Raw genomic sequence first — 13,317 nt, forward strand, 5'->3', positions numbered from 1 at the left:
TTGCTTTAACTCCGGAAAGCGATATCCAGTTCAATGGCTTGCCCGCTACAGGGGCGGTCCGGGAGAGTGAATCATGGTTCAACGTGCTGACATCAACAGTGTTCTGTCCGAAATCCGCAATATGCGCTCGCAGATGATGGAGAATCAGCGGGTTGAGCAGGATAACAATATCCGCGGTCGGATAGATGGGCCCTCCCGGGTGCAGGAAACCCCTGAAACCCCGAAATTCAGTGACATGCTCAGCCAGGCCGTAGGGTCAGTGAACGAGTTGCAGCAGTCGTCCAATGATCTCAAGACGGCTTACGATATGGGCGATCCAAATGTGGATATTACCCGTGTCATGATTGCGTCCGAAAAGGCGTCCATTTCCTTCGAGGCACTCACCCAGGTACGTAACCGGGTGGTCAAGGCCTACGAAGACATCATGAATATGCCGGTTTGATAGCGGAGCGGACCCATGGCCAGTTTACCTGCCGAAACCTCATCCTCGAATATGCCCGCAGCGCGTGGTGACGATACCGGCGAAAGCCGTAGTGATCTGATATTCGGGTTCAACAGGCTCAACCTGCTGCGACAGGTGGGACTGATGGTGGGGCTTGCCGCCAGTGTTGCCCTCGGTGTTGCCGTGGTTCTCTGGGCGCAGGAACCCAACTACCAGCCGGTGGTGGGGGATATGTCCGGGTACAACCCTCAGGACGTCACCACCATTCTTGACGCCAACGGTATTGACTACCGCATGGAGCCACGCACCGGCGCTTTGCTGGTGCCCTCGGATGAGGTCTATAACGCCCGCCTGAAGCTGGCGGCCGAGGGTGTGACAGACGAGCAGACGATGGGTTACGAGCTGTTGGACCAGGATCGCGGTCTGGGCACCTCCCAGTTCATGGAAACCATCAGCTTCCGCCGGGGCCTGGAAGGGGAACTGGCGCGAACCATTGGCAGCATGCGCACGGTTCGTGCGGCACGGGTTCACCTTGCAATCCCCGAGCGCTCCGTGTTTGTCCGTGACGCCCGCACGCCGACTGCCTCTGTTTTTCTGGAAGTGGTCGCAGGCCGCCGTCTGGAGCACGAACAGATTGCCTCGATTGTGAACCTGGTCGCCGGCAGCATTCCGGAAATGTCCAAGGACAATGTCACCGTGGTTGACCAGAGTGGAAACCTGCTCACCGGTCGCGATGACGGCGGCGACAGTCGTCAGATGGAAGACCAGTACGATTACACTGCACGCGTTGAGGACCGCCTGACCCGTCGGGTTGCCTCTCTGGTGCGCCCCGTGGTCGGAGACGGGCGGTTCCGCGCCGAAGTGACGGCAGACCTTGATTTTTCTTCGGTGGAACAGGCCGAGGAGCTTTTCAATCCTGAACAACAGGCAGTGCGAAGTGAACGCCAGATGTCCGAGCGTCGTGCTGCTGGCGGTACCGGTGGCATTCCCGGTGCTCTGTCCAACCAGCCGCCGGCCCAGGCAACCGTCCCGGAGCAGGCCAATGGTGGCGACGAGGGCGAGGCACAGGCGCCGCCGGTGAATGTGCGTGAGGAGTCCACCCGTAACTACGAGATGGACCGCACGGTCAGCTACGTGCGCCAGGAACTGGGCCGGGTAAAACGATTGTCTGTAGCCCTCGCCGTGGATGACATGAAAGTAGTGGATCCCCAGACCGGAGAGGTCAGCTACGAACCCTGGCCTGAGCAGGAGCTGCAGCGCCTGACCATGCTGGTGCGTGACGCTGTTGGTTATTCTGCGGCCCGGGGAGACAGTGTTACGGTCATGAATACAGCCTTCGCAGCCCAGGAGCAGGTGGAATTCGAAGCGCCGGGATTCTGGGAGCAGCCCTGGTTCTGGGACCTGATGAAGCAGGTACTGGCAGGACTCGTGATCCTGGTGCTGGTGTTGGGATTGTTGCGCCCGACCCTGAAGAGTCTCTCTGGTGGCGGTCGCAACGAACGTCGGGGCGATTCTGGTGAAGACGGTTACGAAGGCCTGGATGGCATTGAGGGTGGCGACGCCCTGCGGGAGGCCATGCACTCGCAGGACGATCTGCTTTTGCCCGGGGCAACAGACAGCTATGATAGGCAGCTTAATGCACTGAAAGGCCTGATTGCGGAAGACCCCGCCCGGGTCTCCCAGGTGATGCGCCAGTGGGTGAATGTTGATGACTGATGAGAACAACCGCCAGCCTGAGGCGCCGCAAAAGCTCCAGCGGAAAATTCCGCGGGTAGAACAGGCGGCGATCCTGCTGATGTCACTTGGCGAAAACGACGCTGCCGAAGTGCTCAAGCACATGGGCCCGAAAGAGGTGCAGCGGGTTGGCGTGGCCATGGCCCAGATGAAGGATGTCAGCAAGGATGACGTTACCTTTGTGCTGAACCAGTTTGTCGAGGCCGTCGGCGGCCAGACTGGTCTGGGCGTTGGCAACGATGAATACATCCGCACCATGCTTACCCAGGCCCTGGGTGACGATAAGGCCTCCAGCCTGATTGACCGGATTCTTATTGGTGGCAACACCACCGGCCTGGATACCCTGAAGTGGATGGAGCCCCGTGCCGTCGGGGACATCATTCGCTATGAGCACCCTCAGATCCAGGCCATTGTTATCTCCTATCTTGATCCGGACCAGGCTGCCGAAATCCTCGGCACTCTCGACGACAAGGTGCGCCTGGATGTGATGATGCGGGTGGCATCCCTGGAAAGTATCCAGCCACAGGCACTCCAGGAGTTGAACGACATCCTCGAGAAGCAGTTCTCCGGTGGCTCCGCGGCCCAGACCAGCCGCATTGGCGGCGTCAAGCGCGCTGCCGATATCATGAACTTCATGGACCGCAGTATTGAGGGCGGCCTGATGGATTCCATCAAGGATATGGACCCGGATCTCGCGTCCACAATTGAAGACCTGATGTTCGTCTTCGACAATCTGAAGGACATTGACGACCGGGGTATTCAGGCACTGCTCAGAGAAGTGTCCTCGGAGGTGCTGGTCGTGGCGCTCAAGGGTGCCGACGACGGTGTCCAGGAAAAAATCTTCAAGAACATGTCCAAGCGCGCTGCCGAACTGCTGCAGGATGATCTGGAGGCCAAGGGGCCGGTGCGTGTCAGTGAAGTGGAGTCGGCACAGAAAGACATTATCACTATTGCCCGCCGCATGGCAGAAGCCGGTGAAATCACCCTCGGCGGTGCTGGCGAAGAAATGATGTGATGAAAGATCCCCGTCGCAACCTCGATCGCATTCCCAAGGAGAATCTCACCGCTTATGAGCGCTGGGAGCTGCCTCTGCTGGATGCCCGGGGTAACGAGGTGGCCCGGGAAGAGGAGCGTGAAGTAAAGCCCCTGACCGCGGCCGATATTGACGACATTCGCCAGGCGGCCCATGAAGACGGCCATGGTGAAGGCCGGGAGGCCGGATACCAGGCCGGTTTCAGCGAAGGCCGGGAACAAGGTTATCAGGAAGGGTATGAGGCGGGTGCTGCCGAAGGCCGCGAGCGGGGGACCGAGCAGGGACTGGCGGAAACCCGCAAGGAAGTCGACGTCAAGCTGGACCGGCTGGAGCACTTGCTGGGTGAGTTGTTGGTTCCCATCCAGCGCCACGAGGATGAGGTGGAAACTGCCCTGGTTAATCTGACCACCGTGCTTGCCCGCGCCGTTGTGTTCAGGGAACTGTCACTGGACTCGTCCCACATCGCCGAGGTGGTCCGGCACGCAATGGCGTCATTGCCGTCTACTTCGGAAAACGTGCGTGTTCATATTCACCCCGACGACTATCAATGGGTCAGCGAGGTCGCCGGGAAGTTTGAGGCAGCCACCTCCATTGTTGAGGATGCCTCGATTCTGCGGGGTGGCTGCAAGCTGGAAACCCGTCACAGCCTGGTGGACTTCACGGTTGAAAAGCGGTTCCAGAAAGCCATTCAGGGCATGCTGGACAAACAACTGGACACTGAGAAAGCCGGTGACGTGGAAGAACTTGACGCCATGATGAGCGATCTCACTGACTTCCAGCACGGTGTACTTGATTCCGATCAGGGCGAGAGCCGCGAGCGGGAGACCGACGAGGGCAAGGATAAGGGTGAGAGCGATGACGGCGCACCTGGCTGAACGCCTCGCAAGATTACAGGATTCGTTTACCGAAGAACTGCAACCGGAGCTTTCCGGCCGCCTGACACGAATGGTTGGCCTTACCCTGGAATGCGTGGGTTGCCCCATGGTGGTGGGCGACCGTTGTGTGATTACCGGGCAGGGCGCCGGCACTGTGGAAGCGGAAGTGGTGGGTTTTGAGGATGAGCGCGTCTATCTCATGCCCCTGACCGCTATTGAAGGGCTGCGCCCCGGTGCCAGGGTGGTGCCGTTGTCGGTGGCCAGTCGGGTGCCGGTAGGCCCCGAGCTCCTGGGGCGGGTGGTGAATGGCAATGGTGAGCCGCTTGATGGCAAGGGCCCGCTACAGGCTGAATCCCGGGTTTCTCTGAGTGGCGATATCATCAACCCGCTGGACAGGGCGCCGGTTCGCCAGTCCATGGACGTGGGAATCCGGGCCATCAATGCGTTGATGACCGTAGGCCAGGGCCAGCGCCTGGGACTGTTTGCCGGCAGTGGTGTGGGTAAAAGTGTGCTGCTGGGCATGATGACGCGCTTTACCGACGCAGATATCACCGTGGTCGGGTTGATCGGTGAGCGGGGTCGCGAAGTCAAAGAATTTATTGAAGATATCCTGGGGGATGAGGGCCTTGACCGATCCGTGGTGGTTGCCTCTCCCGCCGACGATTCGCCACTGATGCGGCTGCGTGCTGCCATGCTGACCACCCGAATTGCGGAGTATTACCGCGACCAGGGCAAGCGGGTGCTGTTGTTGATGGATTCCCTCACCCGTTATGCCCAGGCCCAGCGCGAAATCGCCCTTGCTGTGGGTGAGCCGCCGGCCACCAAGGGCTATCCCCCATCGGTTTTCGCCAAGCTGCCGCAACTGGTGGAGAGAACCGGCAATGGTCGCCCGGGTGCTGGCTCGATAACGGCGTTCTACACCGTGCTGACGGAGGGCGATGATCAACAGGACCCCATTGCCGATGCCGCCAGGGCCATCCTGGACGGTCACATTGTGCTCTCCCGTCGGCTGGCGGAAGAGGGACACTATCCCGCCATTGATGTCGAGGCGTCCATCAGTCGTGTTATGCCCCAGGTAACTCAGCCGGAGCACTTCGCCCGCGCCCAGCGTTTCAAGCAGGTCTATTCCCGCTACCAGCAGGCCCGGGACCTGATCAGCGTTGGCGCCTACGTGAAAGGGTCGGATCCGGAAACCGATTTCGCCATGGCCCATATCGCCAACATGGGGCAGTTCCTGCAACAGGGGTTGAACGAGAGCGCCCCCCTGGAAGAAAGCATTCAGCAACTGCTGGCGGTGGTGCCCGAAAGACGGTCTCCTGACCGCGCCAAACACCCGCCGGCCGTCGGAGGAGGTAGCTGATGTTGCGATCCCAGCGGCTGGCAGTGGTGCTGACCCTTGAGGAACGCAAGGAAAAAACAGCCCTGGAGAAAATGGCTGAAGCCCAGCAACACCACGAGGCTCAGCGCCAGCAGATTGAAAACCTGGAGCGTTACCAGCAAGAGTACCGGGAGCAGATTCGCAGCAGCCAGCAGGGCGTGGTGTCGGTTGCTCGGTTGCAGGGCTGGCAGGCGTTCATTGCCCAGCTGGATCAGGTGATTGGTCAGCAGCAGAAACTGCTTGTCCAGGCCGAGGATCGGCTCAGGCATTGCCGTGAGGAGTGGCAACGGGCCTGGGAGCGACGCCGGGGCATGGAAAAGTATATTGAAACCTGCCGCCGGCAGGAACAGCGGGAACAGGATCTGAGGGAGCAGAAACAGATGGACGAGGCCGCCGGCCGAATAGTTGCCAGGCGGCGCTGAAACATTTGCTGACATTGCGGTGCGGGTGCAAAATCAGCATGGTGAGCTATCCTTTACCTGAGGATGCCCCCGAGGCTCACACTTTTCCCTGTTACCCGGCTAGTACTTCATGGAGGCACCGGAATGCCGATTCAGACGCATCGCAGTGAGGACGGTCGAACCCTGACCATAAAAATTGAAGGGCGCTTCGATTTCAGTACCCATCAGGCCTTTCGTGATGCCTATGAACATGGTGACGAAAATGTGACGGCCTTTGTGGTGGATCTTTCCGACACCACCTATCTTGACAGCTCGGCTCTGGGAATGCTGCTGTTACTGAGAGACTACGCCGGCGGCGACAGCGCGAAAATTCGCATCGAAAACTGCAACAATGACGTTCGCCGTATACTGTCCATATCCAATTTTGAACAGTTGTTTGCGATTCGCTGAGTCGTGACATCGCGGGGTCACGGAGGTTCGTCGTGGATGATTCACTCTCAGAGAACCGGCCGCTGAGGATTCTGATCGCCGACGACAGCGACAGTGACCGCCTGATTCTCAAAACCCTTCTACGTCGTCTTGGCCATGAGGTTGAAGACGCAAGGAACGGCGAAGACGCCGTCGAAATATTCCGTCAGTCCGGCGCGGACATTGTGTTGCTGGATGCGCTGATGCCGGTTATGGACGGAATGGAAGCTGCCCGTCATATCAAGGCGCTGGCGGGCGAGCGCCTGGTGCCACTTATCTTTTTGACCTCGCTGTCTGATGCCGACGCGCTGGCCCGCTGCCTGGAAGCCGGCGGCGACGACTTCCTCACGAAGCCCTATAACCGCACAATCATTGAAGCCAAGATCAATGCCTTCAACCGCATGCGGCTGATGCACCGCACTCTTAGCGAACACCGCGACCTGATCCGCGACCGCAACCGTCAGCTTCTCGAGGAACAGGACGTTGCCAAGCGGGTGTTCGACAACATAGCCCACACTGGCTGCCTGAACTCGACAAATATCCGTTATCACGCCTCTCCCATGTCGATTTTCAACGGCGATATTCTTTTCGCCTGTCCGCGTCCGGCAGGGGGGATGCAGATACTGGTTGGCGACTTCACCGGCCATGGCCTGCCGGCAGCCATCGGTGCCATGCCGGTGGCCGAGATTTTCTACGGCATGACCAGCAAGGGCTTCAGCGGTAGTGATGTGCTGCGGGAAATTAACCAGAAGCTTGGCCGGATACTGCCCACCGGCATGTTCTGTTGCGCAGCAATGATTCAGGCAGACTTTCACCTGAATCAGTTGCAGATTTGGAACGGGGGGTTGCCGGATGGCGTTCTTGTAAAGAGGGACGGGATTCTGGAGAGCATTGCCTCAAGGCATCTGCCGTTGGGCGTGCTTGGTGCCGCGCGCTTTGATGCAGGCATGGAGATATTTCGCACGGAGCCGGGAGATACCCTGCTGATGATGACCGATGGCGTGATGGAAGCCGAGAATCGTCACGGCGACATGTACGGCGAGGACCGCCTGAAACGTTCGCTGGATGACGCCGGCAATGCCGGTTCACCGTTCGACGCGGTGATGGCAGGAATACACGCATTCACCGGCAAGCGGCCAGAACAGGATGATGTAACGCTATTGTCGCTTGAAATGGTGGAGGAAGCCGAGCTTGAGGGAGTATCGGACGGTTTGCCCCAATCGGCACTGGAAGGCCCTGCGGAATGGCATTGTGTCTATGAAATCCAGGACCGGTCGCTGGGGCAATTCAGTCCGTTACCGTTGTTGCTCCATATCTGTATGGAAGTGCCGGGATTGCGGCGCAAGAGTGGAGAAATCTACACGTTGTTATCAGAGCTTTACACCAATGCCCTGGAGCACGGTGTTTTGGGGCTGTCTTCAGACTGGAAGGCAACGCCGGACGGTTTCGGCCGCTACTATGCCGAGCGGGAACGGCGCTTGCGGTCGGTATCAGGCCACTTTATCCGGTTTTCTCTGACCCATACCATGACGGGCCGGGGCGGGCAACTGACCATAGTTTGTGAAGACAGTGGTAGCGGATTCGATTACCGTAGCGTCGCCGCGGCCGGCAATGACAGTGGCTACTCCGGGCGGGGGCTGATGCTGTTGCGGAAGCTGGGGCACTCCCTCAGTCTCCGGGAAAATGGCACCCGGACGGAGATTATCTATGATTGGCATTTTTCCGAGGTTGCTGCCCGGGAGGGCAGCACCAATACATAAACAGGGGGGTTGGTCATGACGGAAAAGCCGCACCTTGATCAAGAGGCACTGGCCGAGTTGCAGGATGTGATGGAGGATGAGTTCGATATCCTGATCAACACCTACATCAAGGATTCCTCTGATCGCATTGCTCATTTGCGTTCGGCCCTGGAACAGGAGGACGCGGACAGCTTTTCCAAATCCGCGCACAGCTTCAAGGGCAGTTGCATCAATATTGGTGCACCGAGGTTGGGTGAACTGTGTTCCGAAGCTGAAAAGGCCGGGCGCAATAATCGCCTGGGGGAGGCTGTTGCCATGGTCGATGCCATCGAGAGCGAATTCGGGCAGGTAAAAGCAAATCTCCGACGGTTTCTGGAGTAACTTGACGAAAGGTCACTGCTTTTTTCCAGAATGGCACCACTTTTGCTAAATACCCGGATAACGCATATAGATACACTCCGATCAGCAAAAAGCGGCAAGAGGTTGCCATGTCCCAAATGGTTCTTCCCCAGACATCCCCGCAGGGGCCGCAGTCCGATAATAGCGTAAAGCCTGCGTCGGGCGGCCGCGAAAAAAACGGTGACAGTGATTTTGATGCTGTTTCCCGTACCGAACAGCAGCGGCTCGACAAAAAGCAGGCCGAAAAACGGGATCAGGCGCGCTCTGACGAAACCGCCCGTAATGAAGCCCGAAATGAACAGGCGCGCCAGGAGAAAAGCCGCGACACACGCCCGGACGACCGCAAGGACGCCGCCGCGGCAACGGAAACCGGAAATACAGACAACCAGGCCGCCGCCGAGACTGGTGAATCAGCTGACCTTTCGGCAATGGCCGATACCGCCTCTGGTGCCGACAACGTTATTCCGCAACAGATGACTGACCAGAACCTGCCAGAAGAGGCCGTGCCTCTGACGTTTGCCGGTCTTCAGGCTTTGCTGATGCCGGCCGAGGGGACTGATGGCAGTAATCTGCCTTTCGCCGCCACCGGCAAGAGTGGCGGCCAGGCTGGCGGTAATGGCGTAATGCCGGGGGTGCAGGCAATTGCCGGATTCATGACAGGCCTGCCTGGCGCCGCCGGCAGCAAACCTGGCCAGGGCAATGGGCAGGGTGTCGGGGCAGGGGCCGGACTGGCCCTGACCGAGGCATTCATGTCGGGCGTGGCAGCCGACACCGCCCGTACCCAGGAGACGCCGTCAGTTCAGGGTGCAATACGCTTTCAGGCAGCTGCCGAGCTGGCCAGCCAGCAGGTGGCCAATCCCAACAGTGCAAAGTTGCCCGCCGAGGCAGCCGCGTTGCGGGGATACACTACGTCTATCGATGTGCCGGTCAATCACGCGGAGTGGGGCGACAAGCTGGTTGGCAAGCTGACGTGGCTGACCGCACGCAATATGTCAGTTGCTGAAATACACCTGACACCACCGGATATGGGCCCGATGGAAGTGCGGGTCCAGGTTCAGCAGGAACAGGCAAATATAACCGTGCATTCGGCCAATCCTGCCGTACGGGATCAGCTGGAACTCCACAGCCATCGCCTCAGGGATATGCTGAGCGAGCAGGGCCTTTCCCTCGAACAGTTCGATGTTTCAGACTCCCCGCAGCAACAGGCCGGGGAAGAGGGCCCTGGTGAACAGAACGGAAACGGCAGTGGTGCCCTGGCAGACCGCAGCCCGGAGGATCAGGACCTGCAAGCGGAATCCCTGGATCTGACCTGGAAAGGCGAAGTTGATATCTTCGCCTGAACGGATTTCCCTTCCCCGGTAATTCTTCTTTTGCCCATCCTCCACAGCAAGGCTAAACTGCTGTTCTGATAAGGAGGATGCGGCTTTCTGGCCCGTCCTTTGCTTGTACCTTCATATATCCTCTCCGGTTGACGGATTTCTGGCAGAAGCACGTTATGGCTGAAGACAATGCGCCCAAGGCGGCGCCGGCAAAGAAAGGCAAACTCAAGCTGATTATACTGCTGGTATTGGTGGTTACTCTGGCTGTAGGGCTCTCTGTGGTCGGAACCATGTGGTTCCTGGGGGGAGGAGGTATTCCCGGTATCACCGGTGGTGATGACGAAGAGGTTGCGGAGCAGGTCGACGTTTTTGTTCCCAGCACTTATACCTTGCTGGACAAGGCGTTGGTCACCACGGTACAGGCCGAGGGCCGCCAGCGTTATGCCCAGGCTTATCTTGCTTTTGAAGCCAACAATCCCGAGGCGTTGGCCGCAGCCAGCCAGCATATGCCGCTATTGCGGAGCCGGCTGATCAGCGTGCTCGGGGGCAGAAGTTTTGAGAACCTGCAGACGCCGGAAGGTCGGCAGGCGTTGGCCGATGACATGCTGGAGGCCGTCAACAGTGCGCTCGAGCAGGAGGGAGAGCCTCCCTTGTTGCGGGTGTTGTTCAGGAACTTCGTCGTTCAATAGAGCGTTCAACAGAATGTATTAAACAGCTCATCAGGCCCGGCGAGGGCGGATAAAGGGGCAGAGAAACGTATGCAGGACTTACTGTCACAGGACGAAATCGACGCGCTCCTCCACGGTGTGGACGACGGCGATATTGATACGTATGACGAGGCCGACGAGACCGGTATCAAGTCCTACGATCTTGCCAGCCAGGATCGTATTGTCCGTGGCCGCATGCCTACGCTTGAAATGATCAACGAGCGTTTTGCCCGCTACACACGTATCAGTCTGTTCAACCTCCTGCGCCGTAATGCCGATGTGTCCACCGGTGGCGTTCAGATCATGAAGTTCGGCGAATACATCCACACCCTGTACGTGCCTACGAGTCTGAACCTGTGCAAGGTCCGGCCCCTCCGCGGCACATCCCTGTTCGTGCTGGACGCCAAGCTGGTATTCAAACTGGTGGACAATTTCTTTGGCGGTGAGGGCCGTCACGCCAAAATTGAAGGCCGCGAATTCACGCCGACGGAAACCCGCATCGTGCAGATGGTGCTGGACCAGGTTTTCCACGACATGAAGGAAGCCTGGCATGCGGTGCTGAAGGTGGATTTTGAGTACCTCAGCTCCGAGGTAAACCCGGCCATGGCCAACATCGTCAGCCCCAGCGAAGTGGTGGTGGTCAGCACCTTCCATATTGAGCTGGATGGCGGCGGTGGGGAGCTGCACATGGCGCTGCCCTATTCGATGATTGAACCTATCCGGGACGTGCTGGACGCTGGCGTCCAGAGTGACATTGATGATGTAGACGAACGTTGGGTCAGCGCCCTTCAGGAAGACATCAAGGAAGTCAACGTACCTGTCAATACCACGGTGTGCCGGCGCCGCATTTCCCTTCGCGATATTGCCAAGTTGAAAGAAGGCGACATCATTCCGGTGGAAATTCCCGAATTTCTGACCCTGACTGCCAACGGTATCCCCATCTATAAAGCCACGATGGGTACCCGCGATGGCAAGCTGGCACTGAGAATTCATGAACGGGCAACCGTGCCCAAGGTGAAAAAGCAACTGAAGGTGGGACGCAACAATGGCTGATGACGACAAGAAAGACGAGCAGGAGCTCAGCGAAGACGAGAAGCTCGCTGCCGAGTGGGAATCTGCCATGGAAGAGTCTGGCGATGGCGATGACGACGGTCGGGAGGATGAATGGGCGGCTGCCATGGCGGAAGCGGGTGAATCCGGGGATGATGGCGCCGGGGATGACAGTGGGAACCGCAGGGACAATGTCCGTGCCGCGCCCATGGAGGAGTTTCCGGAAGGTGCCAACTTCACCCAGGGTGATGGCCCGGCCCCCGATCTGGACGTTATTCTCGATATTCCCGTTACTATCTCCATGGAAGTGGGCAATACCCAGATCCCGATTCGCAACCTGTTACAGCTGAACCAGGGCTCGGTCATTGAGCTGGATCGACTGGCCGGCGAGCCGCTGGATGTGCTGGTGAACGGCACTCTGATAGCCCATGGCGAAGTGGTAATGGTCAACGAAAAGTTCGGCATCCGCCTGACAGACGTGATCAGCCCCGGCGAACGTATCAAACGGTTGCAGAAGTAATATGACGCTGCCATCTGGTCTTCTGGCTCGCAAAGGGCTTGCCGGCTTGATCCTGACACTCCTGACGCCAGCCCTTGCCACGGCCCAGGAGCAGGAAGCCCCTGCGCGGGAAGCGACATCAGCGCCCGACACCCTGGTCACCATGCTGACCCTGGGTGTCGGCCTGCTGGCGGTGCTGGCCCTGATTTTCGGTTGCGCCTGGATTGTGCGGCGGATGGGCGGAATGAGCGGGGGCAATACCCGCGCCATCAAGGTGGTCTCGGTGATGCCCATGGGCACGCGGGAACGGATAGCACTGATCGAAGTGGGTGGCACACAGATTCTGCTGGGCGTCACCCCGTCCACGATTCGCACACTCCATGTATTTGACGAGCCAGTGGTCAGCGCCGGTGAGCCGGTATCCGGTGACTTCGCCCGCAAGCTCCAGGGCATGATCGGTAAATCCTGGGGTTCCGGCTCTTCATCGAAGGAAGGTTCCTGACATGTTGGCGCATGTTCCCGGTCGTGTGATTGCGCTACTGGCTCTGCTACTGCTTACCGCCTGGGCGCCTGCGGCACTGGCAGATATTCCGGGGATACCTGCTTTCACGGTAACGCCGGGCGAAGAAGAAGGCGTACAGGAATACTCGGTATCGCTGCAGATCCTGGCGCTGATGACAGCGCTGACCTTCCTGCCAGCGATGCTGATGATGATGACGTCTTTTACCCGCATCATCGTGGTGTTTGCCATACTCCGCCAGGCCCTCGGTCTGCAGTCCACACCGTCCAACCAGATCCTTCTCGGACTGACCCTGTTCCTCACCATCTTCATCATGAAGCCGGTGCTGGAAGAGGTGAACGAAGTTGCGCTCCAGCCCTACATGGAAGAAGAGCTGACATCGCTGGAGGCCGTGGAACAGGCCAGCCAGCCGTTCCGCAAGTTCATGCTGGCCCAGACCCGTGAAAGCGACCTGGGCCTGTTCATGCGCATTGCCGATGAACAATACGCCACCGCCCAGGACGTTTCCTTCTGGGTGCTGCTGCCGGCCTTTGTCACCAGCGAGCTGAAAACCGCCTTCCAGATCGGGTTCATCCTGTTTATTCCGTTTCTCATCATCGACATGGTGGTCGCCAGTGTGCTGATGGCCATGGGTATGATGATGCTGTCGCCGATCATCATTTCGTTGCCATTCAAGATCATGCTGTTTGTACTGGTAGACGGCTGGGCCCTGATCATGGGCACCCTGGCCGCCAGTTACGGGTTATAGGGGAG

General features: G+C 58.7%; 15 protein-coding genes. All 15 read left to right on the plus strand.

Going from position 1 to position 13,317, the window contains the following annotated elements; all coding sequences use genetic code 11:
• Positions 1-73 precede the first annotated feature (73 nt).
• The 15 genes from fliE to fliP all read left to right on the plus strand — a co-directional run bounded on the left by fliE (position 74) and on the right by fliP (position 13,312).
• Positions 74-442, plus strand: a complete 369-nt coding sequence (fliE, locus tag QPL94_RS10110; protein WP_285357135.1) for a flagellar hook-basal body complex protein FliE — start codon at positions 74-76, stop codon at positions 440-442.
• A gap of 15 nt (positions 443-457) precedes the next feature.
• Positions 458-2,158 (plus strand): flagellar basal-body MS-ring/collar protein FliF, encoded by a 1,701-nt coding sequence (fliF, locus tag QPL94_RS10115; RefSeq protein WP_285357136.1) that lies wholly within the window; start codon positions 458-460, stop codon positions 2,156-2,158.
• Positions 2,151-3,191, plus strand: coding sequence for a flagellar motor switch protein FliG (gene fliG / locus QPL94_RS10120; RefSeq protein ID WP_285357137.1), 1,041 nt, complete (start codon positions 2,151-2,153; stop codon positions 3,189-3,191). The genes fliF and fliG overlap by 8 nt, the downstream gene beginning before the upstream one ends.
• Positions 3,191-4,084 (plus strand): flagellar assembly protein FliH, encoded by an 894-nt coding sequence (locus QPL94_RS10125; RefSeq protein ID WP_285357138.1) that lies wholly within the window; start codon positions 3,191-3,193, stop codon positions 4,082-4,084. The genes fliG and QPL94_RS10125 overlap by 1 nt, the downstream gene beginning before the upstream one ends.
• Complete coding sequence (fliI, locus tag QPL94_RS10130; protein WP_285357139.1) at positions 4,065-5,444, plus strand: flagellar protein export ATPase FliI; 1,380 nt, start codon at positions 4,065-4,067, stop codon at positions 5,442-5,444. The genes QPL94_RS10125 and fliI overlap by 20 nt, the downstream gene beginning before the upstream one ends.
• A complete protein-coding gene (gene fliJ, locus QPL94_RS10135) occupies positions 5,444-5,884 on the plus strand; it encodes a flagellar export protein FliJ (RefSeq protein ID WP_285357140.1) in 441 nt (146 codons plus the stop codon). Before fliI ends, fliJ begins: the two co-directional genes overlap by 1 nt.
• 123 nt (positions 5,885-6,007) lie before the next feature.
• Entirely contained in the window at positions 6,008-6,313 is a 306-nt protein-coding gene (locus QPL94_RS10140; protein WP_137434980.1) for an STAS domain-containing protein, read from the plus strand.
• 32 nt (positions 6,314-6,345) lie between these two features.
• Complete coding sequence (locus QPL94_RS10145; protein ID WP_285357141.1) at positions 6,346-8,091, plus strand: ATP-binding SpoIIE family protein phosphatase; 1,746 nt, start codon at positions 6,346-6,348, stop codon at positions 8,089-8,091.
• Between the two features lie 15 nt (positions 8,092-8,106).
• Complete coding sequence (locus QPL94_RS10150; protein ID WP_285357142.1) at positions 8,107-8,451, plus strand: Hpt domain-containing protein; 345 nt, start codon at positions 8,107-8,109, stop codon at positions 8,449-8,451.
• 107 nt (positions 8,452-8,558) lie between these two features.
• Entirely contained in the window at positions 8,559-9,809 is a 1,251-nt protein-coding gene (locus QPL94_RS10155; protein WP_285357143.1) for a flagellar hook-length control protein FliK, read from the plus strand.
• 155 nt (positions 9,810-9,964) lie between these two features.
• A complete protein-coding gene (locus tag QPL94_RS10160) occupies positions 9,965-10,477 on the plus strand; it encodes a flagellar basal body-associated FliL family protein (protein ID WP_285357144.1) in 513 nt (170 codons plus the stop codon).
• A gap of 69 nt (positions 10,478-10,546) precedes the next feature.
• Entirely contained in the window at positions 10,547-11,548 is a 1,002-nt protein-coding gene (gene fliM / locus QPL94_RS10165; protein ID WP_137434975.1) for a flagellar motor switch protein FliM, read from the plus strand.
• Positions 11,541-12,065, plus strand: coding sequence for a flagellar motor switch protein FliN (fliN, locus tag QPL94_RS10170; RefSeq protein ID WP_285357146.1), 525 nt, complete (start codon positions 11,541-11,543; stop codon positions 12,063-12,065). The genes fliM and fliN overlap by 8 nt, the downstream gene beginning before the upstream one ends.
• 1 nt (position 12,066) lies before the next feature.
• Positions 12,067-12,546, plus strand: a complete 480-nt coding sequence (gene fliO / locus QPL94_RS10175) for a flagellar biosynthetic protein FliO (protein WP_285357147.1) — start codon at positions 12,067-12,069, stop codon at positions 12,544-12,546.
• A gap of 1 nt (position 12,547) precedes the next feature.
• Complete coding sequence (gene fliP, locus QPL94_RS10180) at positions 12,548-13,312, plus strand: flagellar type III secretion system pore protein FliP (protein WP_285357148.1); 765 nt, start codon at positions 12,548-12,550, stop codon at positions 13,310-13,312.
• Positions 13,313-13,317: the final 5 nt, after the last annotated feature.

Origin of the sequence: Marinobacter sp. SS13-12 (genome assembly GCF_030227115.1) — a bacterium.
Lineage (GTDB): Bacteria > Pseudomonadota > Gammaproteobacteria > Pseudomonadales > Oleiphilaceae > Marinobacter.

What these genes read in the sequence shown, in the direction of transcription:
- QPL94_RS10140 (WP_137434980.1), top strand. Translation starts at nt 6,008, where the DNA reads ATGCCGATTCAGACGCATCGCAGTGAGGACGGTCGAACCCTGACCATA.
- QPL94_RS10125 (WP_285357138.1), top strand. Translation starts at nt 3,191, where the DNA reads ATGAAAGATCCCCGTCGCAACCTCGATCGCATTCCCAAGGAGAATCTC.
- fliM (WP_137434975.1), top strand. Translation starts at nt 10,547, where the DNA reads ATGCAGGACTTACTGTCACAGGACGAAATCGACGCGCTCCTCCACGGT.
- fliG (WP_285357137.1), top strand. Translation starts at nt 2,151, where the DNA reads ATGACTGATGAGAACAACCGCCAGCCTGAGGCGCCGCAAAAGCTCCAG.
- fliO (WP_285357147.1), top strand. Translation starts at nt 12,067, where the DNA reads ATGACGCTGCCATCTGGTCTTCTGGCTCGCAAAGGGCTTGCCGGCTTG.
- fliJ (WP_285357140.1), top strand. Translation starts at nt 5,444, where the DNA reads ATGTTGCGATCCCAGCGGCTGGCAGTGGTGCTGACCCTTGAGGAACGC.
- fliI (WP_285357139.1), top strand. Translation starts at nt 4,065, where the DNA reads ATGACGGCGCACCTGGCTGAACGCCTCGCAAGATTACAGGATTCGTTT.
- QPL94_RS10150 (WP_285357142.1), top strand. Translation starts at nt 8,107, where the DNA reads ATGACGGAAAAGCCGCACCTTGATCAAGAGGCACTGGCCGAGTTGCAG.
- fliN (WP_285357146.1), top strand. Translation starts at nt 11,541, where the DNA reads ATGGCTGATGACGACAAGAAAGACGAGCAGGAGCTCAGCGAAGACGAG.
- fliP (WP_285357148.1), top strand. Translation starts at nt 12,548, where the DNA reads ATGTTGGCGCATGTTCCCGGTCGTGTGATTGCGCTACTGGCTCTGCTA.
- fliE (WP_285357135.1), top strand. Translation starts at nt 74, where the DNA reads ATGGTTCAACGTGCTGACATCAACAGTGTTCTGTCCGAAATCCGCAAT.
- fliF (WP_285357136.1), top strand. Translation starts at nt 458, where the DNA reads ATGGCCAGTTTACCTGCCGAAACCTCATCCTCGAATATGCCCGCAGCG.
- QPL94_RS10155 (WP_285357143.1), top strand. Translation starts at nt 8,559, where the DNA reads ATGTCCCAAATGGTTCTTCCCCAGACATCCCCGCAGGGGCCGCAGTCC.
- QPL94_RS10160 (WP_285357144.1), top strand. Translation starts at nt 9,965, where the DNA reads ATGGCTGAAGACAATGCGCCCAAGGCGGCGCCGGCAAAGAAAGGCAAA.